The sequence below is a fragment of the Asticcacaulis sp. AC460 genome, assembly GCF_000495795.1.
Classification (GTDB): Bacteria; Pseudomonadota; Alphaproteobacteria; order Caulobacterales; family Caulobacteraceae; genus Asticcacaulis.
Genome location: NZ_AWGD01000030.1, coordinates 13,445 through 34,729 on the forward strand (window position 1 = coordinate 13,445; position 21,285 = coordinate 34,729).

Annotated in this window: 26 protein-coding genes; 12 read left to right on the top strand and 14 right to left on the bottom strand. The window is 61.6% G+C overall.

All coding sequences use genetic code 11. From position 1 onward, the window contains the following. Positions 1-149: 149 nt before the first annotated feature. From ABAC460_RS40035 to ABAC460_RS40045, 3 genes are read left to right on the top strand one after another with little or no spacing between them, the layout of a single operon-like run. A complete protein-coding gene (locus ABAC460_RS40035; RefSeq protein WP_023454395.1) occupies positions 150-935 on the top strand; it encodes a sensor histidine kinase in 786 nt (261 codons plus the stop codon). 32 nt (positions 936-967) lie between these two features. Next, positions 968-1,381, top strand: coding sequence for a SufE family protein (locus tag ABAC460_RS40040; protein ID WP_031237068.1), 414 nt, complete (start codon positions 968-970; stop codon positions 1,379-1,381). Positions 1,382-1,436: 55 nt separating this feature from the next. After that, positions 1,437-1,625: a hypothetical protein gene (locus ABAC460_RS40045; protein ID WP_023454397.1), complete on the top strand. Its 189-nt coding sequence runs from the start codon at positions 1,437-1,439 to the stop codon at positions 1,623-1,625. Between the two features lie 112 nt (positions 1,626-1,737). Here ABAC460_RS40045 and ABAC460_RS40050 read toward each other — a convergent pair whose 3' ends face one another. Both ABAC460_RS40050 and cysS read right to left on the bottom strand, forming a co-directional pair. After that, entirely contained in the window at positions 1,738-2,295 is a 558-nt protein-coding gene (locus ABAC460_RS40050; RefSeq protein WP_023454398.1) for an SRPBCC family protein, read from the bottom strand. A gap of 1 nt (position 2,296) precedes the next feature. Beyond that, positions 2,297-3,694 carry a cysteine--tRNA ligase gene (gene cysS, locus ABAC460_RS40055; RefSeq protein WP_023454399.1) on the bottom strand — a complete coding sequence of 466 codons (1,398 nt, stop codon included), beginning with the start codon at positions 3,692-3,694 and terminating at the stop codon, positions 2,297-2,299. Positions 3,695-3,967: 273 nt separating this feature from the next. Here cysS and folE point away from each other — a divergent pair, with 273 nt between their 5' ends. After that, positions 3,968-4,600 (top strand): GTP cyclohydrolase I FolE, encoded by a 633-nt coding sequence (gene folE, locus ABAC460_RS40060; RefSeq protein ID WP_023454400.1) that lies wholly within the window; start codon positions 3,968-3,970, stop codon positions 4,598-4,600. A gap of 292 nt (positions 4,601-4,892) precedes the next feature. Continuing rightward, entirely contained in the window at positions 4,893-5,324 is a 432-nt protein-coding gene (locus ABAC460_RS40065) for an ExbD/TolR family protein (RefSeq protein WP_023454401.1), read from the top strand. Positions 5,325-5,401: 77 nt separating this feature from the next. Here ABAC460_RS40065 and ABAC460_RS0124855 read toward each other — a convergent pair whose 3' ends face one another. From ABAC460_RS0124855 to ABAC460_RS40075, 3 genes are read right to left on the bottom strand one after another with little or no spacing between them, the layout of a single operon-like run. Beyond that, the gene (locus tag ABAC460_RS0124855) at positions 5,402-5,587 is read right to left on the bottom strand and encodes a hypothetical protein (RefSeq protein WP_031237069.1); all 186 of its coding nucleotides are present in this window, start codon (positions 5,585-5,587) and stop codon (positions 5,402-5,404) included. 1 nt (position 5,588) lies between these two features. Next, on the bottom strand, positions 5,589-6,464 hold the full coding sequence (locus tag ABAC460_RS40070; protein ID WP_023454403.1) for an SPFH domain-containing protein: 876 nt from the start codon (positions 6,462-6,464) through the stop codon (positions 5,589-5,591). A gap of 20 nt (positions 6,465-6,484) precedes the next feature. Further along, entirely contained in the window at positions 6,485-6,676 is a 192-nt protein-coding gene (locus ABAC460_RS40075) for a hypothetical protein (protein WP_023454404.1), read from the bottom strand. 125 nt (positions 6,677-6,801) lie between these two features. Between ABAC460_RS40075 and ABAC460_RS40080 the strand changes: the two genes are divergently transcribed. Both ABAC460_RS40080 and ABAC460_RS40085 read left to right on the top strand, forming a co-directional pair. Next, positions 6,802-7,224 (top strand): ExbD/TolR family protein, encoded by a 423-nt coding sequence (locus ABAC460_RS40080; RefSeq protein ID WP_023454405.1) that lies wholly within the window; start codon positions 6,802-6,804, stop codon positions 7,222-7,224. Positions 7,225-7,522: 298 nt separating this feature from the next. Next, positions 7,523-8,530 (top strand): RluA family pseudouridine synthase, encoded by a 1,008-nt coding sequence (locus ABAC460_RS40085; protein WP_023454406.1) that lies wholly within the window; start codon positions 7,523-7,525, stop codon positions 8,528-8,530. 113 nt (positions 8,531-8,643) lie between these two features. On the opposite strand, the gene ABAC460_RS40090 is transcribed toward ABAC460_RS40085, so the two are convergent. Further along, positions 8,644-8,988, bottom strand: a complete 345-nt coding sequence (locus tag ABAC460_RS40090; protein ID WP_023454408.1) for a hypothetical protein — start codon at positions 8,986-8,988, stop codon at positions 8,644-8,646. Beyond that, on the bottom strand, positions 8,988-9,242 hold the full coding sequence (locus ABAC460_RS40095; protein ID WP_023454409.1) for a DUF1653 domain-containing protein: 255 nt from the start codon (positions 9,240-9,242) through the stop codon (positions 8,988-8,990). Before ABAC460_RS40095 ends, ABAC460_RS40090 begins: the two co-directional genes overlap by 1 nt. Before the next feature lie 56 nt (positions 9,243-9,298). Between ABAC460_RS40095 and thiD the strand changes: the two genes are divergently transcribed. Next, complete coding sequence (thiD, locus tag ABAC460_RS40100) at positions 9,299-10,078, top strand: bifunctional hydroxymethylpyrimidine kinase/phosphomethylpyrimidine kinase (protein ID WP_023454410.1); 780 nt, start codon at positions 9,299-9,301, stop codon at positions 10,076-10,078. A 192-nt stretch (positions 10,079-10,270) separates the two neighbouring features. On the opposite strand, the gene ABAC460_RS40105 is transcribed toward thiD, so the two are convergent. Then, the gene (locus tag ABAC460_RS40105; protein ID WP_023454411.1) at positions 10,271-10,654 is read right to left on the bottom strand and encodes a hypothetical protein; all 384 of its coding nucleotides are present in this window, start codon (positions 10,652-10,654) and stop codon (positions 10,271-10,273) included. A 260-nt stretch (positions 10,655-10,914) separates the two neighbouring features. On the opposite strand from ABAC460_RS40105, the gene ABAC460_RS40110 reads away from it, so the two are divergent. Beyond that, positions 10,915-11,610, top strand: coding sequence for a S1 family peptidase (locus tag ABAC460_RS40110; protein WP_162150333.1), 696 nt, complete (start codon positions 10,915-10,917; stop codon positions 11,608-11,610). A gap of 223 nt (positions 11,611-11,833) precedes the next feature. Here ABAC460_RS40110 and ABAC460_RS48455 read toward each other — a convergent pair whose 3' ends face one another. Beyond that, positions 11,834-12,298 carry a hypothetical protein gene (locus tag ABAC460_RS48455; RefSeq protein WP_023454413.1) on the bottom strand — a complete coding sequence of 155 codons (465 nt, stop codon included), beginning with the start codon at positions 12,296-12,298 and terminating at the stop codon, positions 11,834-11,836. Positions 12,299-12,478: 180 nt separating this feature from the next. Between ABAC460_RS48455 and ABAC460_RS40115 the strand changes: the two genes are divergently transcribed. From ABAC460_RS40115 to ABAC460_RS0124865, 3 genes are all read left to right on the top strand, one after another. Further along, on the top strand, positions 12,479-13,663 hold the full coding sequence (locus ABAC460_RS40115) for a phosphoserine transaminase (RefSeq protein ID WP_023454414.1): 1,185 nt from the start codon (positions 12,479-12,481) through the stop codon (positions 13,661-13,663). Positions 13,664-13,788: 125 nt separating this feature from the next. After that, positions 13,789-15,078: an adenylosuccinate synthase gene (locus ABAC460_RS40120; RefSeq protein WP_023454415.1), complete on the top strand. Its 1,290-nt coding sequence runs from the start codon at positions 13,789-13,791 to the stop codon at positions 15,076-15,078. Positions 15,079-15,193: 115 nt separating this feature from the next. Continuing rightward, positions 15,194-16,099 carry a response regulator gene (locus ABAC460_RS0124865; protein WP_023454416.1) on the top strand — a complete coding sequence of 302 codons (906 nt, stop codon included), beginning with the start codon at positions 15,194-15,196 and terminating at the stop codon, positions 16,097-16,099. A gap of 93 nt (positions 16,100-16,192) precedes the next feature. On the opposite strand, the gene rpoH is transcribed toward ABAC460_RS0124865, so the two are convergent. From rpoH to murC, 5 genes are all read right to left on the bottom strand, one after another. Then, on the bottom strand, positions 16,193-17,050 hold the full coding sequence (gene rpoH, locus ABAC460_RS40125; RefSeq protein WP_035426303.1) for an RNA polymerase sigma factor RpoH: 858 nt from the start codon (positions 17,048-17,050) through the stop codon (positions 16,193-16,195). A 308-nt stretch (positions 17,051-17,358) separates the two neighbouring features. Continuing rightward, entirely contained in the window at positions 17,359-17,673 is a 315-nt protein-coding gene (locus ABAC460_RS40130) for a hypothetical protein (RefSeq protein WP_023454418.1), read from the bottom strand. Continuing rightward, entirely contained in the window at positions 17,670-18,509 is an 840-nt protein-coding gene (gene folP / locus ABAC460_RS40135) for a dihydropteroate synthase (protein WP_023454419.1), read from the bottom strand. The genes ABAC460_RS40130 and folP overlap by 4 nt, the downstream gene beginning before the upstream one ends. Positions 18,510-18,581: 72 nt before the next feature. Continuing rightward, positions 18,582-19,487 (bottom strand): UDP-N-acetylmuramate dehydrogenase, encoded by a 906-nt coding sequence (murB, locus tag ABAC460_RS40140; protein ID WP_023454420.1) that lies wholly within the window; start codon positions 19,485-19,487, stop codon positions 18,582-18,584. Between the two features lie 232 nt (positions 19,488-19,719). Next, on the bottom strand, positions 19,720-21,147 hold the full coding sequence (murC, locus tag ABAC460_RS40150) for a UDP-N-acetylmuramate--L-alanine ligase (RefSeq protein ID WP_023454422.1): 1,428 nt from the start codon (positions 21,145-21,147) through the stop codon (positions 19,720-19,722). Positions 21,148-21,285: the final 138 nt, after the last annotated feature.

Below are 21,285 nucleotides of genomic sequence, written 5' to 3' on the forward strand. Positions count from 1 at the left end.
CCCCGCCCCATAACCGGACAATCTTAAACGCCGGCGCGGAAAAGACGAAAACAATCGCGCCTTAAGCGAATAGTATGAACCAAAGGACTGTAACTTAAGGTTAATCCCGGTATGGCATAGTGCCCGTTTATGACCACCGGACGCGTAGTATGCCCCTTCCGATGCCCCAATCGCCGGAGACCGAGTCGCGCCCCTCACCCCCGGGCGAGCCGCCGGCGTGGAACCTCGACCCGCGCCGCAGTCCGGACAAGGACGTGGCGCGCAAGTCCTTCCTGCGCATGGTCAGCCACGAACTGCGCACCCCGCTCAACAGCATTATCGGCTTTTCCGAGATCCTGCGGCAGGAACTGTACGGCCCGCTCGGATCGCCGCAGTATGTCGAATACGCCAACATCATCCGCGACAGCGGCACCAAGCTGCTGACCCTGTTCAATGGCTTTATCGAAATCGTGCGGCTGGAGAGCGGCGGCGACCTGAAGGCCGTGCCGGAACCCGTCCTGCCCTATCTCGAAGAGGCGGCCGGAAAGCTGAAAGCCGTCGCCGAGGACCGCGGCGTGAAGCTCGACGTCAAGCTGCGCGACGAGGAACTGTACGCAATGTTCGATCCACGCGGCGTGGCCTCATGCCTGGATCAACTCCTGCACAACGCCATCGACTTCACCGCCGACGGGGTGGTCGAACTGGACGCCCGCCGCCACGGCGACCAGATCGATATCAGCGTTTTCAACCGCGGCGACGCGCCTGACCAGGCCGAGATCGAGCGGCTGATGCTGCCGTTCGAACAAGGCGACGGTGATGTCAGCCGGACACGTGAAGGCGCCGGTCTGGGCTGGGCCATCGTCAAGCTGAACTGCCAGGCTATGGGCGGGCTGTTCCGGGTGATTTCGCGACCCGGCGAGGGCCTGAAAGCGATATTGCGTCTGAAAGCCGCTTGAACCTCTGGGGGTAGGCCGCCTATATGGCGGCCATGTCCGCACCTTTGCAAGCCCGCCTGAATACCCTGCTCGAAGAGTTCGAACTGTTCGACGACTGGGAAGAACGCTACCGCTATATCATCGACCTGGGCAAGGATATGCCGCCGCTAAAGCCGGAAGAGCGCAGCGATGCGACGCGCGTCCTGGGGTGCGCTTCGCAGGTGTGGCTGGTCATAGACCCGGCGCCGGACGGCGAACTGCGGTTTCGCGGTGAATCGGATGCCTTCATCGTCAAGGGACTGATCGCCATCCTGGTGCGGCTGCTGGATGGCCTGCCGTTTGACGAGATCCAAAGCTTCTCGATCCGGGATACCTTGCACCGGCTGGGCCTGGACGAGGCCCTGTCGTCGCAGCGGACCAACGGGCTGATGTCCATGGTCGAAAGATTGAAGAAGGCCGCCGCTTGACAACGGCGTTTTTACATGGAACAAATAGTGAACATTCTTATTCGAGGTGTTCGTTATGGCCGCTGTATTCGATCTCAAAGCCTGTCTGAACTGGACGCGCCTGGATGCGCGCGAAGCCATGCGCGACCTGAAGCTAATCCTGCAGGCGCAGGATTTTCGCAGCCTGTTCACGGGTGTGGTGGAAGCCGGCTTTTATCGCGGTTTGGACGGCAACGGCAATTCCGTGACCGTTCATGTCGTGTGAGAGGGGGGAGATAGGTCGCTTCACGATCTTTTTTCGATGCCCCGAGGTTTCTCGCCTGTTTACGGGCCGAAGCCGGGCAGCGGTTCAAGGTGGTGGAGCGACCTATACCAACCTACTTGCTCTTGCCGAACTTCCACTGCTTCGGCGGCGCCCAGGGGGCGGTCTTCTTTTCCGGAATTTCCGGCACCTTTACCGGCTTGCTGGCCTTCAGGCGCTGCTCGGGCGGTTTGGCGGCGTACTCGGCCTCGGCCTTGGCCTTCAGAGCCTCGGCAAAGGCCTGGAAGCCGGCACGGAAGAATTTGCCATAACGGCGCCCTTCCCGCTCGGACAGAAAACCCGAAAACACGGCGCCCATCGAGAAGGACGCCCCCGTTTCCGACAGCGAGTCGAACTCGAAATAACGCGTCAGGCTGCCTTCGTAGAACTTCTTCGGCACGGCGATGTGGATGTGCGACAGCGGCGTCCAGTCGGCGATGACACCGTCGATCTCCCAAACGCCCAGGCCTTCGAATTTTTCCTTGGAATGGAAAGGTGCGCCGAAGCCCAGCTTACCCGAAACCTCCTGGTGGATCGGGCTCCATGACGTCCACGAGTCGATATCGGCGATGATTTCATAAACATCGTCGACCGGCACGGCGACACCGACCCGCACTTCAATCTTGTACGCCATATTACACCCCCGCCTTCAGCTTCCAGGTTGCGCCCGTCGCCGAGTCCATCACCTCGACCCCCAGTTCGTCAAGCGCCTTGCGGATGCGATCGGCTTCGGGCCAGTTCTTCGCCGCCCGCGCCGCGATACGTTCGGCGATCAGTGCGTCGATTTTCGCCGTCAGATCTTCGTCCGCCCCGCCCTTGAACCAGGCTTCAGCATCGCCCTGAAGCAGACCCAGCAAGGCACCGCCGGCCAGCAGTTGCGACTTGGCGGTCATGCGCGCCTCATCGTCAGAGGCGGTTTCCAGGGCCTTGGCCAGGGCCGACAGTTCTGCCAGGGCGCGCGGTGTGTTGAGGTCGTCGCACAGGGCCTCCAGAATGGCCGGCGGCACAGCCTCATCGCGCACCGGCACGGCGGCGAACCGGCGCAGGGCGCCATAGAAGCCGTCCAGCCGCGCCCGCGACTGGGTCACCAGCTCCGGCGTCCATTCCAGCGGTCCGCGATAATGCCCCGACAGCAGGGCCAGGCGCAGGGCCTCGCCCGGGGTTTCCTTGATCAGGTCGTGGACCAGTTTCACATTGCCCAGCGATTTCGACATCTTTTCGCTACCGAAATCAAGGAAGCCGTTGTGCATCCAGTAACGGGCATATTCGCTGTCGTGACCATGGGCGTGCTGGGCGCACAGGCCTTGGGCGATCTCGTTCTCATGGTGCGGGAAGATCAGGTCGTGACCGCCACCGTGGATGTCGATCGGCAGGCCCAGATTGGCCTCGATCATGGCCGAGCATTCGATGTGCCAGCCCGGCCGGCCGCCGCCCCACGGGCTGTCCCACACCGGCTCGCCCGGCTTGGACGGCTTCCACAGCACGAAGTCCTGGGCGTTGCGTTTATAGGGTGCCACCTCGACGCGGGCGCCGGCGATCATGTCGTCGACCGAGCGCCGCGACAGGGCGCCATAGGTTTTGAACGACTCGACGTCGAACAGGACGTGGCCCTGTTCGGCATAGGCGTGGCCGTTGGCGACGATGGCGGCGATCTGGGCGACGATCGCGTCCATGTTACGCGTCACCCGCGGCTCCATGCTCGGCCGCAGAGCGCCCAGGGTCGCCATGTCCTCGTTATAGATGTCGGCGAAATGGTTGGTGATGACGTCGATCTCGACGCCCTGCTCCATGGCGGCCTTGTTGATCTTGTCGTCGACATCGGTGATGTTGCGGGCGTAGATCACATGGTCTTCGCCATAGATTTCCCGCAGCAGCCGGAACAGGACGTCGAACACCACCACCGGACGGGCATTGCCGATATGGGCATAGGAATAAACCGTCGGACCGCAGACATACAGGGTCACGCGCTCAGGGTTTTGGGGAACGAATTCGACCTTGTCGCGGCGGAGCGTGTCGTGAATCTGTAATTTCATCGGTATTTTCAGTTGTAATCAGGGTGGGGTGTCCCATATAGACGCGGTCTCGCCGATGCACCACGTTTAACTCGCGCACATTGATCCAATTTGTGCTAGGAACGTAAATGTCAAAGCCGCCCATCTTACCGTACTGACGGAATCGGGTCGCGGCGTCGCGCATCGTTGTGCGGGACAACTAATTTTGAGGCCAAATTTGAGGGATGCCACGCGTCATTCCGGATGCCTTCGCACCGGCGCCACTCGGCCCTCAAGGGGACTGTGATATTGAATATGGATAGTCTGGATCCAAAAAGCCTGCTCGCCACGTCGAAGCCGGTCAGCGTAACCACCTTCACCAACCGCCCGTCGCGTGAACAGGCCATGGAGGCCGTTCGCACGCTTCTGGCCTGGGCCGGTGACAATCCCGACCGCGAAGGCCTGATCGACACGCCCAAACGCGTCGTCGACGCCTATCAGGAATGGTTCCAGGGGTATGAAGCCGACCCGAAGAAGGAGCTGTCGCGCACCTTCGAGGACGTGCAGGGCTATGATGACATGGTCATGCTGCGCGAGATCGATGTCGAATCGCACTGTGAACACCATATGGCGCCGTTCCTGGGCAAGGCCTGGGTCGCCTATATGCCGACCGAAAAGGTCGTCGGTATTTCCAAGATCGCACGCGTGGTCGAAATCTTCGCCAAGCGTCTGCAGACCCAGGAAACCATGACCAAGCAGGTCGCCGACGCGCTCGAAGAGTCGCTGGCGCCGCTGGGCGTGGCCGTGCTGATCGACGCCGAGCACCAGTGCATGAGCACGCGCGGCGTCCACCACAAGAATGTCTCCACGGTCACCACCCGGTTCACAGGCGTGTTCAAGACCGATACCGTGCTGCAGGAGCGATTCCTGCGTCTGACCCAAAAATAGGCTCAGACAGCGATCGATTTTTTATGCGGCGCGTGCTTGGGTGACGAGCACGCGCCGTTATTTTCTCCGGTGGCGCGAAATTTCGGCAGCCGGCTGAGAAATATTCTTAATCCTTCTCGGCTAAGGCTCCGTTTCGACGGCTTTAGGTCTTTACTTTTGACCGGGACTTGGCCTAAATCGCCGGTGTCGGTTTTCTGAAACTCGGGCGCTTACGGTTTTGTGCCTGTGACCGGATGTTATAAGATTCTGCCCCCAGACGCTTGTGGCGCGGGGCTTAAAGGGAGTTTTACTCATGGGCGCAAAGCTCGGCGGCGGTGGCGGCGGTAAATACAAGATCGAACAGAACTCGGACATCAACGTGACTCCGTTCGTTGACGTTATGCTTGTGCTGCTGATCATCTTCATGGTGTCCATCCCTGTGGCCACCGTCTCGATCAAGCTGGACCTGCCTCCCCCCTCTCCGTCCAAGACGGAAGAAAAGAAGGAACCGGTCTTCATCGCGATCATGGGCCCGGATGACATCTATATCAAGGGTCAAAAGACCACTCTGGAAACTCTGGACGCCGATCTCCGCGCCGCCCTGCAGTCGCCGGACCCGCTTAACGAGCGCGTCATGGTGACGGCCTGGAAGGACATCGAGTACAAGGAGTTCGTTAAGGTCCTGAACGAGCTGCAGCAGCACGGTTACCTGAAGATCGGCCTGATTAACGAAGACATCGAATAGTCTTTCACGGCTTTGGAATTTGAAAACCCCGGCAGGTCATCCTGCCGGGGTTTTTCTATGGGCCCTTCGACAAGGTCTTACGAATCCGCCTCCGGTTTGCGACCCGCAGGGAGTTTAATCCCACGCTTCGCCAGAGCCTCACGCAGCAGCATCTCCAGCTGCGCATTGGTCGAGCGCAGCTCGGAGGCGGCCAGTTTCTCGACCGCCTCCATGACTTCGGGCCTGACCCGAAGGGGATAGGATTTTTTACCCGGCGACGCCATATCAGCCGTAGAGCGTGCCGGTATTGACGACCGGCTGGGCTTCGCGGTCGGCGCACAGCACCACCAGCAGGTTAGACACCATGGCCGCCTTGCGTTCCTCATCCAGGTCGACGACGCCGCGTTCGGACAGTTGTTCCAGCGCCATTTCGACCATGCCGACGGCGCCGGCGACGATCTTGTGGCGGGCGGCGATGACCGCCTCGGCCTGCTGGCGCTTCAGCATCGCGCCAGCGATTTCCGGTGCATAGGCCAGGTGCATCAGGTGGGTCTCGTCGATGGTAACACCAGCGACTTCGACTCGTTTGGCCAGATCGTTCTTCAGCCTCTCGCCAACGATTTCGGCATCGTCGCGCAGGGTCGGTTGGCCGTCGTCGGCATGATCATAGGCATATTGCCGCGCCGTTTCGCGCAGCGCGGTCTCGATCTGGATGTTGACGAAGGCGACATAGTCGTCGACGTCGAACAGAGCCTGGGCCGAGTCCGCCACGCGCCAGACGACGTTGGCGGCGATTTCGACCGGATTGCCGCGTTGGTCGTTGACCTTCAGGGTCTCGCTGGTGACGTTGCGTACGCGCAGCGAGACCTTCTTGCGGCCGTACCAGAAGGGCACCCAGCGCAGGCCCGTCGTGCGGTCGCTGCCCTTGTAGTTGCCAAAGACGGTGATGGCCACGGCCTGGTTCGGCTGGACGGTATAGAAGCCGCAGAGCAGGAACAGCGCCGCCAGCCCCAGGGCGATGGCAGCGAAGCCCAACACGCTGCGTGTAACCAGAACGGCGATGATCGCCGCCACCAGGGCCAGCAGGATCAGCAGCCAAAGGCCGCCGCTGCCACCGGCACCGGGAATTTCGCGCGTCTTGTTGATGGATTTATCGTTCATTTCAGCCTCCCATGACGTTCTTAAACGTCCATTTCCTTGACCACATAACCCTTGCCGAAGGTCTTGGGGCGAAAGCGCAGGACCTTGTGCTGTTTCTGCTTGCGCAGTAGCACGCTCTGCATGGCGCCCTCAGCCTCATAGGCCACGGTGTAGTTCACAATCTCCCAGCCCTGGGACACCAGGGTGCTCAGCGGCTTGTCATCATCGGCCATATCCAGTCCTCCCGAAACTCATATCAAAGTGATATCACTTTTTGACAGGGTGAGCAAGAGCGGCGTTATGATACAATAGAGTGTCGCCGGAGCGTCTTCCGGCGCGCCTGAGGGAGGGAAAACCAATGCCGGCAAGGATTCACGCCAAGACCGCGGTGTACAAAATCGAACAGAATTCCGACATCAACGTGACGCCGTTCGTCGACGTCATGCTGGTTCTGCTGATCATCTTCATGGTGTCGATTCCGGTCGCCACCAAGGCCGTCAAGCTGGACATGCCGCCGCCCAGCCTTGAAGCTACGGGCAAGACGCCGACCTTCATCTCAATCGAAGGACCAGGCGAACTCTATATCAGCGGCCAGAGGACCAGCCTCACGACCCTGGATGCCGATCTGCGGATGGCACTGCAAAGCGATCATCCGACAGAAGAGCGGGTACTGGTTCGCGGCCGCGCCGATATCCAGTATGATGCCTTCATGGACGTCCTGAACGAGCTGAACGCCCACGGCTATACCCGGATCGGCCTGATGAACGAAGATATCGACTGATAGAGACGGGCACACAGATGTCAGAAGGTTGCCTGCGGGAACACTTGACCGGACACTGAACAACCGCCGCGTCTACCATTCCGCCACCTGCCCCATGAAGGGCAGACCAGGATTTGAACCTGGACTCCGAAGAAGCGCTCCCCTGAAGTAAGTCCGGTCGACACCACGCAGACAACCTTCAGACATCTGTGCACCACCCGCGACCGGGTGGGGTTGGTTTCATACTTAACTTTCTGGCATTTCGCAACCTCGTCACGGAAAGGGTTTCCTTCTCAGCTGTCCTGGCGTATCGGAACGCATGAATGATACCCCCGACGATATCGAAGACGACGACATCTCCGAAGGCGAGGCCCAGATCCTGACCGCCACGGTGACGGCCGAAGAGGCCGGCGAACGGCTTGACCGCGCCCTCACCCCACATTTTCCCGACCTGTCGCGTGCCCGGTTGCAGGCTTTGATCGCCGAAGGCCGGCTGAGCCAAAACGGCGCCGTCATCACCGACGGCAAGCACAAGGCGCGGCCCGGCGATTACAGCCTCAGCATTCCGGCGCCGGTCAGCGCCAATCCGGAACCGCAGGATATTCCGCTCGATATCCTGTTCGAAGATGAGCATCTGATCATCGTCAACAAGGCGCCCGGCATGGCGGCGCATCCGGCGCCGGGCACGCGGGACGGTACGCTGGTCAATGCCCTGCTGTTTCACTGCGGCGATACCCTCTCCGGGATCGGCGGCGTGCTGCGTCCGGGCATCGTCCACCGGCTGGACAAGGACACCTCCGGCGTGATGGTGGCCGCCAAGACCGATGTCGCCCATCGCAGCCTGTCGGAACTGTTTGGCCGCCACGATATCGACCGTGAATACAAGGCTGTAGTGCGCGGCTCACCGCGCTATGTCTCAGGCACGGTCAATACCCGCATCGGCCGTTCGCACCATGACCGCAAGAAGATGGCGGTCCTGCGCGGTGGCGGACGCGAAGCCATCACCCACTATCAGGTCGAGGAGGTGTTCGGCTTCACCAAGCCGTTGGCGGCGTTATTGACCTGCCGCCTGGAGACGGGGCGGACGCACCAGATCCGGGTCCATATGGCGCACCTGGGCTGTCCCTGCCTGGGCGATCCGGTCTATGGCTCGGGCGCGCCGTCGCGTGAGGTTCAGGAAGTTGTGCGGGAGCTGGAATTCGATCGTCAGGCGCTGCACGCCGGCTTGCTGGGGTTTGTTCACCCGATCACCGGTGAGAAGCTGAAGTTCCGGGCGAAGATGCCGGACGACATGGCCCAACTGGTCGAGGCGCTGAGCGGGATGTAACGGTTATCGCCTGCTCCGCCACTTCTGGAACAGCATCCATCCGCCCAGGCCCACGAACAGCACCAGCATGATGATCAGCCACGGATCGGTGACGATCCGGTCCCAGGGGATATTCATGTCCCCTCGCGGTAGATGTCGAAGGCGCCCAGGAATTCCGGATTGTGGATGATGCTGCCGCACGACAGCTGATACCGGCCGCGGTCAACCAGGTTGAAAGCATCCGGCACCAGCGGCAGGAAAAGTTCCTGGCCCGATTTCTTGCCGACAAGGGACAGGACGAAACCTTCCGAGCGGTTGGCACGGATCAACCGGCCTGCCAGGATTTCCGTCGACTGCAGTTCGTCATGGGCGCCGATCTGGTTCATCCTGACCAGTATAAGCGTGCCGCGCATAGCCCTCAGGATGGGGTGGTTGCGGTCGGCAAACGCCTCCGGCACCAGCTCATTCCATCGTCCCATCAGTACCCACCTTCAACATATGCGAATCGCGGCCTTTCGCCGTCTTCGGTTACCACAGTTTCGGTGAACATCGACAGCGGCCGCACCCATAGCCGTGCATTCCCGGCCTCCTGGTGCAGGGGCGCATAGAGGACCATCACTTCCTCGGTTTCCGAATGGGTCACGGTGCCGAACACCTTGTACAGCTTGTCCTTATAGTGACGATAGGTGCCGCGTTGGATATCGGACTGGTAAAACGAGGTTGTCAGGGGCATCGCCGCCTCTTATCTGAGCGTATCGCAATGATGAACCTGTTCGCCAAGGATTGAAAGTGCACCGTGTCCTTATCATCGCCGGATCCGACCCGTCGGGCGGCGCCGGCATCCAGGCCGATATCAAGACCGTCACCTGCCTGGGCGGCTACGCCATGACCGCGATCACGGCCCTGACGATCCAGAACACCCTGGGCGTCACCGGCGTGATGGCCGTGCCGCCGGAGATCATCGCCGCCCAGGGGATGGCCTGCCTCAGCGACATCGGCGCCGATACGGTCAAGACCGGCATGCTGGGCGATGCCGCCGTCATGGAAGCCGTCGCCGAAGTGATGGACGCGACCGATGCCTTTGCCGTGGTCGACCCGGTGATGGTGGCCAAGGGCGGCCATCCGCTGCTGGCCGAACAGGCCATCTCGGCGTTGAAGTCGGTGATGATTCCGCGCGCCGGGTTGCTGACGCCCAATGCGCCGGAAGCCGCCGCGCTGACGGGTTTTGCGGTCGAAACCGAAGATGACGCCCGCCGCGCCGGAGAGGCCCTGCTGAGAGCCGGCGCTCGCAATGTGTTGGTGAAGGGCGGGCATCTGCCCGGGCCGGAGGTGGTCGATCTGCTGTTCACCCAGGACGCCGTATTCCGGTTTGCTTCGGAGCGGGTGGATACACCGCACACCCATGGCACGGGCTGCACCCTGGCCAGCGCCTGCGCTGCGCTGTGGCGTCCGGAGCGGCCTTTGAATGAGACCGTCGAACTGGCCCGCGACTATGTGATCGGAGCCATTCTCATGGCACCCGGCCTGGGCGGCGGGCACGGGCCGTTGCGGCACAACTGGTTGCTGTAACAGAAAACCCTCCGCAGGAGCGGAGGGTTGTTGAAATGTCACCGAAGTTAAATACGGTTTGGAAAGCCGTCAGGGTGAGCCGAAAAGGGCTGGTTTCGAGAACCGGAGCGGAGCGTACTCAAGTACGTGAGCACCGGAAGCGCAGAAAACGGACCTTTGCAGGCCAGCCGGACGGAGTTTCCGAACCGTATTTTAGCGGCGGTTGCGATCATGCGCTTGAACCCGGATCTGGCCGGACAGGGTGTCGAGCTTGCCGCTCAGCAGGGCGACTTCCTGGCGATCGAGGCCACGGCCCGAACGTTCGAACTGGCGCTTCAGCGAGACGATACCGTTGAGCTTGCCGCTCAGGCGGACAGATTCGCGGTTGCTGAGTTGATGCGTGCGGTCGCCAACGCGGATACGATCGCGCAGATTGTCAATACGGGCATCGATGCGATTGTCGGCACGGACTTCGACACGGGCATCCATGTGCGTGTTCTGGGGCCGGGCCGAGGCCAGGGTCGGGACGGTGGCCAGGCCGGCAGTCATGGCAGCGGCGGCGATCAGGGCGGTAAGGGTCGTCTTGGTGCGGGTCATGGTGAGGCTCCTTAGGTTGGTCGCTGCGCATCAGCGATGAAGCCATATCATCATACCGCCTGTGAGCCGGACCTGAACCGCACGGTTCAGGTTGGGTTTAGGCTGGCGCCGGATTTTCGCCAATAAAACAAGGATATATCTCGCAACGCCTTACGCCGCCGCCTGTCGCAATATGTCGGCGCTGACATGCGGCGCCAAGCCTCTGGCATTCCCGCCAGGAAAATTGTTAGATGGGCGAAGATTTTTTGGGGAACCCACAGATGAAAGCTTTCGCTACGGTCATAACCGCGCTCTGCCTGCTCGCGCCGGTCGCCGGCTTCAGCCAGCCAGCAGCGCTCAAGGACCAGGTTCTTCTTCGCAACAACTTCGCCTTCAAGACCGGCCAGAAATCCGAAGGCGCCTCCGCCTTCCTGATCAGCCAGGACGGAAAGACCTACGCCGTCACGGCCAAGCATCTGCTGACGGGCGACATGGGGATCGAACCCGCCGTCAAACCCAGTCAGTTCAACGCCACGATCAAGTATTGGCGCTTCCTGAAGCCGGCAACGGGCGAAACGGTTGCGGAGGTCGACACGCTCCTGGCGCCGGACGACGACTATGATCGCGATATCCTGTTTTTCTCGATCAAGACGATCAAGGCCGGGGTAACACCGCTCAAGGTCGCCACCCAGGCGCCTGTTGCCGGCGACACCGGCTATGTCATCGGCTGCCCCTATGCCGAGCCGGCATGCAACCAGAATATCTACGCGGTCAAGTACAGCGGCGCCGACAACACCGGCTATTACATTTTCGAACAGGTGAACAAGATCGGCAAGATCTCCGGCTTTTCCGGCGCACCCGTGGTCAATGCCCAGGGCGAGGTCGTGGCCGTCCTGAGAGGTGGCGTCACCGATGACCCCACCTATGGCAGCATGGTTTTCGGCTACAAACTGGTCGGCACCCCGATCGCTCCCTAGAGCGGTGTGCGTTTTGGTAGAATCAAAACGCCGTACAGGTCTTTGTTGTGTCGCGCAATTTAACCGAAACGTGCGGCACACTTTATCGGATTGCGCTCTGACACAGAAAAAGACCCGGAGCCTGCGGTGAGGTGCAGGCTCCGGGTCCATGGGGACCGGAACGGTCGGGTTTACGGGGCAGCCGCCCGCTCCGGTCCTTGACCAGCTGGCAAGGGGAGGAAACCTACCAGCGGTTATAGTCGCGACGCTCCGAACGGATCTGGCCGGACAGGTTGTCCAGGCGGCCTTCCAAGGTCGCCACTTCCTGACGGTTCAGGCCGCGGCCGGAACGTTCAAACGAACGCTTCAGCGAGACGATGTCGCGCAGACGGTATTCCAGGCGCTCGCCTTCACGGCGGCTGATCTGACCGCTACGGCGGCCTTGCTGAATGCGATCGCGGATATTGTCGATCCGGTTGTCGATGCGGTTCTCGGCGCGGTCGTCCCAGCGCCCGCCACCGCGGTGATCATCCCAGCGGCCACCACGATCATTGTCGCGGTAGCCGCGATCGTTGTCGCGATAGTCACGATCATTGTTGTTGTACCCGACCGAAACCGAGGCGCGGGTGTCGGCAAACGCCGGGGCGGCCATGCCGGTCAGGGCGGAGGCGGCGACGGCCAGGGCGATCAGGGTGTTGCGGGTCTTCATGGTCTTTCTCCTTGCTCAGGGTTTCGATGTCAGTCGCTGTTCCTTCAGCGATGAGGCCATAATGACATTGTGGAACTGAGCCCAACCTGAACGGTGCGGTTCATTTTCGGTTCAGGTGGTGATTGACCCGAAAGGGGTTTTGGCGCATGACGCGGCCATATTTACAAAGGAGCTTCGAACATGCCCCTGCCCGCCAGCAAGCCCGCCCGCGCGCCCGAACGGCCGTGGTTTTCCTCCGGCCCGACGTGCAAGCGTCCCGGTTGGAGCGTGCAGGCCCTGTCGGGCGCACCGGTCGGCCGTTCGAATCGCTCCAAGGTCACGGTCGGCCGCATCAACCAGGCTCTGGAGCTGACCCGGTCAATCCTGCAGATTCCCGCCGAATACCAGGTGTTCATGACGCCGGGCTCCGACACCGGCGCTTTTGAGGCCGCCATGTGGAATCTTTTGGGGCCGCGCAAGGTCCAGCTCCTAGCGTTCGAGAGCTTCGGCCAACTGTGGGCCGATGACGCCACGAAACACCTGAAGCTGGATGCCGAGGTACTGAGCGCGCCTTATGGTCAATTGCCCGACCTGACGAAGATCGATCCGGCTGCCGACCTGGTGTTTCCGTGGAACGGCACCACCTCGGGCGTGCGCCTGACTGACGGAGCGTTCCTCAAAGGCCACGATGGCCTGGTCCTGTGCGACGCCACCTCAGCCGCCTTCTGTATGGAACTGCCGTGGGCCGACCTGGACGTCGCCACCTTCTCGTTCCAGAAGGCCCTGGGCGGTGAGGCCGGCATCGGCGTGCTGGTGCTGTCGCCGCGCGCCGTCGAACGTTTGAATAGCTTCGATTCCGGCCGGGCGATCCCGAAGGTGCTGCGCCTGAAAAAGGGCGACAAGGCCGATCCGAATATCCTCGGTGGCGACGCCATCAACACCTTCTCCTTCCTGGTGGTCGAAGACTATCTCGACGCCCTGCGTTGGGCGTCGCTGGAAGGTGGCCTGGAAGGGTTGATCAATCGCTGCAACCGCAATTTCGAGACCCTGCGCGAATGGGTCGAGGCAACGGACTGGATCGATTTCGTCGCCGAGGTCGAAGCCCAGCGCTCGACCACCTCGGTGTGCCTGAAGTTCGTCGAATCCGCGGTCACCACTCGCCCAGCGGAATTCCAGGCGAAACTGGCGTCCAAGATCGGCTCGCTGCTGGAAGTCGAGGGTATCGCCTTCGACGTCACCGGCTATCGCGCGGCGCCGCCGGGTCTGCGCATCTGGTGCGGCTGCACGGTCGATTCGGACGATATCGACGCCCTTCTGCCGTGGCTGGAATGGGCCTATGCTCAGGCGCTGGAAGCTCTGACCTCGGACGATAAGGCAACAGCCTGACCCTCATCGTTGTTTTATCCAGATAAAACACTTTAAGGGGTTACAAGGGCCGATTCCTGCTCTATAGGGTCGCACCGTTTGTTGACCGGACCATCCCAGGTCTGAAGAAGGACGGAGTATTTCCCTTGGCAAATGTGACCGTGATCGGGGCCCAATGGGGCGATGAAGGCAAGGGCAAGCTGGTCGACTGGCTGTCGAACCGCGCCGATGTCGTGGTGCGTTTCCAGGGCGGCCATAATGCCGGCCACACGCTGGTCGTCGATGGTAAGGTCTACAAGCTCAGCCTGCTGCCGTCCGGCGTCGTCCAGGGCAAGCATTCCATCATCGGCAACGGCGTCGTCATCGATCCGTGGGCGCTGTTCGCCGAAATCGCCAAGGTGGAAGCGCAAGGGTTGAGCATCACGCCCGACCTGCTCAACATCGCCGACAATGCCTGTCTGATTCTGCCGATCCACAGCGAACTGGATATCGCCCGTGAAGCCGCCGCCGGCGCCGGCAAGATCGGCACCACCGGCCGCGGCATCGGCCCGGCCTATGAGGACAAGGTTGGCCGTCGCGCCATCCGCGTTGCCGACCTGGAAGATCTGGATGCCCTGTCCGGCAAGATCGACCGCCTGCTCACCCACCACAACGCCTTGCGCCAGGGCCTGGGCCTGCCCGATGTCGACGTCACCGCCCTGACCGATGCGTTGAAAGAGATTGCACCGCGCCTGCTGCCGTTTGCTCGTCCGGTCTGGTACGTGCTGGACAAGGCGCGCCAGGAAGGCAAGCGCATCCTATTCGAAGGCGCGCAGGGCGCCCTGCTCGACATCGACCACGGCACCTATCCGTTCGTGACCTCGTCCAACACGGTGGCCGGCCAGGCCGCCGCCGGTTCCGGCCTGGGCCCCAAGTCGGTCGGCTATGTCCTGGGGATTCTGAAGGCCTACACCACCCGCGTCGGATCGGGCCCCTTCCCTACCGAACTGTTCGATGAGGTCGGCCAGGGCATTGCCACGCGCGGCCACGAATTCGGCACCGTCACCGGCCGCGCCCGCCGCGTCGGCTGGCTGGACGCCGTGCTGGCGCGCCAGTCGATCGCCATCAACGGCATCGACGGCATCGCCCTGACCAAGCTCGATATTCTGGACGGCATCGAAACCATCAAGGTCTGCGTCGGCTATAAGGTCGGCGACAAGGTGCTGGATTATCTGCCGTCCGGCTTCAAGGCGCAGCAGGGCATCGAGCCGATCTATGAGGACCTGCCGGGCTGGAGCGAGAGCACCCAGGGCGCGCGGTCGTGGAAAGACCTGCCGGGCAATGCGGTCAAATATGTTCGCCGCATCGAAGAACTGATCGGCGCGCCGGTCGCCCTGCTGTCGACCAGCCCGGAGCGCGAGGACACCATCTTGATGCGCGATCCGTTTCAGGACTGATTGAGAACGGCGTTTCCTTTTAACTCAAGGGATTCAGCCTTTTTTAACCGCGTTTTCCAAGCGGATTTTTACCAGTTTGAACTAGGCTGCTTTCAAGTTTCGTTGAAAGAGTACCATGTTCGCCCTGGATCCCCGCCTCCAAGCCAAGCTGCGCATGCATCTGAGCCGTGTCCTCATTCTGGAGGAAAACACGGCCTATGCCCGTATGCTGGCCGACATGCTGCGGAGTATCGGCGCCGACAATATCGTCATTGAGACCGACGAAAGTCGCGCCCTGGCCATGGCGCGCAACCTCAATCCGCAGCTGATCCTGATCGAATACAAGGCCAGCAAGGTCGACGGCATCGAATTCGTCAAGACCCTGCGCCGCAGCGACATGGCCTGCCGCAAGGCGCCCGTGATCATGGTCAAGGCCGAAGTCACCCCGGCACAGCTAAGCGAGGCGCGAAACGCCGGCGTCCACGAGATGCTGATGAAGCCCTTCGCCTGGCAGGACCTGATGACCCGTCTGGAAAACGTGCTGTTCAAGACGCGCGACTGGGTCGAGGTCGCCTCCTATGTCGGACCGGACCGCCGCCGCTTCAACACCGGCGACTACAAGGGCGCCAAGAAGCGCAAGTCGGAAAAGGACGGCTCGCAACGGATCGCCGTCGAAGAAGCGGTGCGTTTGTTGAAATCCTCGCTGGAACTGTTCGACGATGACGGCGAGACCATGATGCGCACCGTCATGCAGCAAATGGCGGTCATCGTTCCCGCTGCCAAGTCGATCAAGGAAACCAAGTTCCTGGCTGCCGTGACGGCGATCGTCGGCGACCTGAAGCTGCGTATCCTGACCAAGGCGCGGTTGGCGCCCCAGGTCGAGGCGATGATCAAGGCCCTGGGCATGAACAAGGCCAGCGGCAACCAATGGGCGCACGACCTGTTCGCCAAGGGCATGGCCGACCAGGAGGCCGAGACGGCCGCCGCCAAGCGGCTGTCGACGGGAATGGAACTGGACAACCGCGGCGGCGCGGCGGCATAGGTCTGCGCTTCCGAAAGCAAGTCGCCCCACCACCACCCTACGCCTTCGCTTTGCTTCGGCTTCGGGCGGTCCCCCTCCCCACACGTGGGGAGGTTAGGCGGCCTGCGAGGCCGTCATCGCCTTTTGCAGCTTTTCGAACGCCCGGACCTCGATCTGGCGAACGCGCTCACGCGAGACACCGAAACGCTCGGCCAGGTCTTCCAGGGTGGTCGGGCTGTCCTTCAGGCGGCGCTCGGTCAGGATTTCGCGCTCACGGGCGTTCAGTTCACCCATGGCGGCTTCCAGAAGACCCATGCGCTGATCGTATTCCTCGGAATCGGCCAGAACCGTTTCCTGCGAGACCTGCTTGTCGTCGACCAGCCAGTCCTGCCACTCCGACTCGCCTTCCGAAGCACGGATCGGCGCATTCAGCGACGAGTCCGGCGACGACATGCGGCGGTTCATATTGATGACGTCGGTTTCCGACACACCCAGCTTGGTGGCGATCTGTTCGACCTGTTCATGGCGCAGATCGCCTTCTTCCAGGGCTGAGATTTCCGACTTCACCTTGCGCAGGTTGAAGAACAGCTTCTTCTGGGCAGCGGTCGTGCCCATCTTGACCAGCGACCAAGAGCGCAGGACATATTCCTGGATCGAAGCCTTGATCCACCACATGGCGTAGGTCGCCAGGCGGAAACCGCGATCGGCGTCGAACTTCTTGACTGCCTGCATCAGGCCGACATTGCCTTCGGAGATGACTTCGCCCACCGGCAGGCCGTAACCGCGGTAACCCATGGCGATCTTGGCCACCAGGCGCAGGTGCGAGGTGACCAGCTTGTGCGCGGCCTTTGGGTCCTGATGTTCCTGCCAGCGCTTGGCCAGCATGAATTCCTCATCCTTGGCCAGCATCGGAAACTTGCGGATTTCCGACAGATAACGGTTCAGGCCGCCGTCGGGCGACAGGGCCGGCATCGAGGACAGGTTGGACGTAGTCAGGGCAACGGAGCTGCTCATCGGTGTATCTTCGCTTTCAGGGGACCGATCCAGAAGATCGGAAGAGGAAGTCGTGTCGGTCATGAACTCAAGGCCTTGTCTGCGAAGGGAGAAGCGCAGGGGGACCAAGTTCATGCCCGACAACTGCGTTCAGATTTAGGAAGGGTTTTGCCGAAAAAAAGACCCCTCCCCGTCACAAATTCTATTTTGTGACTTTAGCGTAGCACCAACCTGAACATGACAGCGGTCACAAGACGGTGAGTGCGGTGCAACACATCGCGACGAGGTCAAGGTTCGCGAATTCCGTCCCAGGGTTCACGCTTCAGGAAATACTGCAGCATCCACACGTCTTTGCGGCTGCGGCCACAGCGCGGGCAATGGGCGTCGTGCTTTTCGCCCGGCAGGTAGAAGAAGCTGCCGTCGAGGTGGCTGCGCGTGTCGATATGCTTGCCGCAGCGCGGGCACAAAAAGAAAAATTGCGACACGGCGACGAAAAAGAAGGCAAAGGCGAACAGCAGAGGCGCCACACCGCTGAGGCTGCCGATGAGGCATCCCATCAGCAGGACAAAATAGATCGCGGCACGCCAGTGGTAACTCGTCATCCCGCCCCGCCGATCGCCCTCCACAGCCGCATGGCCTGCTTCATCTCAGCCACATCGTGTACGCGGACCATCTTGGCACCTTCCGCAACGGCATGCAAATGAACCGCCAATGTGGCGCCGACGCGGTCGTCGGGCTGTGACGGTTCTGCACCTTCGCGTTCCTCCAGGGCTGCGATGAAGCGCTTGCGCGACGCCGCCATGACATAGGGAAAGCCGTGCCCGGCCAGCCGGCCGGTAGCGCGGATCAGCTCAAGATTATGATCCAGGTTCTTGCCGAAGCCGATGCCGGGATCGAGCCAGATCCGGTTTTTGTCGACGCCAGCTTTTATCGCCGCGCCCGCGCGCTCCAGCAGGTAGGACTCGACCTCCGCTGTGACGTCTTCGTACCACGGGTTGGTCTGCATGGTGCGGGGCTCACCCTTCATGTGCATCAGAACGATATCGCCGTCCAGCCGCGCGGCCGTTTCCAGGCTTTCGGAACTGTAGGACAAGCCACTGACATCGTTCCATATTTTCGCGCCGGCCTTGAAGGCTTCCTCGGCCACTTCCGGTTTGAAGCTATCGATGCTGATGGGGATGTCGCTCAAGCCGGTCAGGGCTGAAATCAGCGGCACCACCCGGTTGATCTCTTCTTCCAGGGTAACGGGAGCCGCGCCGGGCCGGGTGGATTCGCCGCCAATATCCAGAACGTCGGCGCCGTCTTCGATCAGTTGCCGGGCATGGGCAAGCGCGGCTTCGAGGCCGAAATGACGGCCGCCATCGGAGAAGCTGTCCGGTGTGACATTGACCACGCCCATGATGAGCGGGCCTTTGACGGCATAAAGATCCAACAGCAACGCGCACTCCCTTTTCAGGCGAAAACTACCTTGATTCCTGAAACAAGGAACTCCCCTGATTGCGGGAAGGCTTTAGGCCGGTTTCCCGATCCGCTTGATTTCCCAGTTGAGCTCAACGCCCAGCTTGTCGCGGACGTCGGCGCGGACGGCTTCGCCCAGGCCTTCCAGGTCGGCTGCGGTCGCATCGCCGGTGTTGATCATGAAGTTGGCGTGCAGTTCAGAGAATTTGGCGCCGCCATAAAGCTTACCGCGCCAGCCGGCACCGTCGACGCATTGCCAGGCCGAGCGGCCCTCCGGATTCTTGAAGGTCGAGCCGCCGGTCTTTTCGCGGATCGGCTGGGTCTGTTCGCGGCGTGAAGTAATCGCGTCGATGCGTTCAGTCACCGCCGCCGGATCGTCCGGCGTGCCCTGGAACACCGCTTCGATCCACACGATGTCCGGGCTGATCTGCGTATGACGATAGGTAAAACCAAAGTCGGCATTGCTGAAATGGTGGCGCTTGCCCTGGCGATCGAAACCCCAGGCGGAAACGAGCACGTCCTTGGTTTCGGAGCCGTAGCAACCGGCGTTCATGGTCAGGGCGCCGCCGATCGTGCCCGGAATACCGGCGTAAAACTCCAGCCCGGCGATGCCCGCCTTGGCTGCCGCGCGCGCCACAGCGCTGTCCAGAGCGCCGGGACCGGCCGTAACCTGATGAGTTTCGGCATCGACCTTGATTTCAGAGAAGGCGCGTCCGGCAAGGCGGATGACCACGCCATCTATGCCGCCGTCGCGGATGATGACGTTCGAACCGACACCCAGATAGGTCACCGGCACTGCCGGGTCGAGTGCCGCCAGAAATTCGCTCAGGTCCTGCGGGTCGGCCGGAATGAACAATACCTCGGCCGGGCCGCCGACACGGAACCAGGTAAACGGCGCCAGGGCCGTATCCAGAGCGATCTTGCCGCGAACGGTGGGAAGGTTGTCACGCCAAGTCATAGCTAGTTCCGTTGCTCCACGCCCAGCTCCATTAATCGCTTTTGAAGTGACCGAGCAAGTTCCTCATGGTCGATCAACCAATAATACTCACGTCCATTGAACCTAAAGCCAATTGCACCACTACTGATGAAATAGTCAGCCAAAGTTCGACCGTCTGCGAACAAATAGCTGTCAGGGTCCGCGATGATCGCAGCTAGTTCCGAAGATAGCGGCTGCCCCCCGCTCTTCCGCTTCATGCCTTCAGCGCTTCCAGTTGCCCCGGCAGGGCATAGGCCCACTGGGTGATGTCGCCGGCGCCCAGGCAGACCACCAGGTCGCCGGACTTGGCTTCTCCGGCCACAATGCCAGCCAGGGCCGCGGGACCTTCGAGCGCGATGGCATTGCGGTGGCCGAAACGATGCAGGCCTTCGACCAGGGCCGTCTTGCTGACGCCGTCGATGGGGGCCTCCCCGGCGCTGTAGACATCGGCGACGATGACCGTGTCGGCGTCGTGGAAACACGAGGAGAACTCGGTCATCAGGTCGCGCAGGCGGGTATAGCGGTGCGGCTGGACCACGGCGATGACCCGCCCTTGCGTGACCTGACGGGCGGCCGTCAGTACCGCGGCGATCTCGACCGGATGGTGGCCGTAATCGTCGATGACGCGGATGCCGTCGACCACGCCCGTGGTCGTAAAGCGACGCTTGACCCCGCCGAAGCCTGCCAGGCCCTTGCGCACGTCATCTTCGGTGACGCCTAGCTCACGCGCGATGGCAATGGCCGCCGTGGCGTTGCTGACATTGTGGTTGCCGGTCATCGGCAGGCGGATCTTTTCCCAGATGAAGGGCTCGACACCGGTCGGTGAGAACTGCACGTCGAATAGTGCGCCTTCCGGGCCGAACTCGATGTTCAGGCAGCGGACCTCAGCCTGGGGGCTGACGCCGTAGGGGATCAGGCGGCGGTTCTCGACCTTGGCGGCCAGGGCCTGGACTTCGGGGTGGTCTATGCAGACGGCGGCGAAACCGTAGAAGGGGATGTTTTCGACGAAGTCGACAAAGCCCTTTTTCACCGCTTCGAAGTCGCCCCAGTGATCGAGATGTTCGGCGTCGATATTGGTGACGATAGCCAGGGTCGACTTCAGGCGCAGGAAGGAGCCGTCGGATTCGTCGGCCTCGACCACGATCCAGTCGCCGTCGCCGACCTTGGCATTGGTGCCGTAGTTATTGATGATGCCGCCATTGACCACGGTCGGGTCCATGCCGCCGGCGTCGAGCAGGCAGGCGACCATTGAGGTGGTGGTGGTCTTGCCATGGGTGCCGCCGACGGCGATCGAGAACTGCAGCCGCATCAATTCAGCCAGCATCTCGGCGCGGCGGACCAGCGGGATGCGGCGACGGCGCGCCTCGACCATCTCCGGGTTGTCGTGCTTGACCGCGGTCGAATAGACCAGGGCGCAGACGCCGTCGCTGACATGTTCGGCGGCGTGGCCGATGAAGATCTTCGCGCCCAGCTTTTCCAGCCGTTCGGTGTTGGCCGAGGCCTTGGCGTCCGAGCCCTGCACCTGGTAGCCGATCTTGAGCATGATCTCGGCAATGCCGCTCATGCCGATGCCGCCGATGCCGACGAAATGGACCGGGCCGAGGTCGAAAGGCGTAGGGCGGATTTGGGACAGAGAGGCCATTGGGACAGGTTCACGCGCGACAAAAAGGGGAAGGATTACGCGCTTTATACTACGCTGTCGTGCCTGTCACGGGCCGTTTTCAACTTGGTGGCACGGGCGTTTCATGGCACTATGGCGGCAAGGCGCAAGGTGCAGATT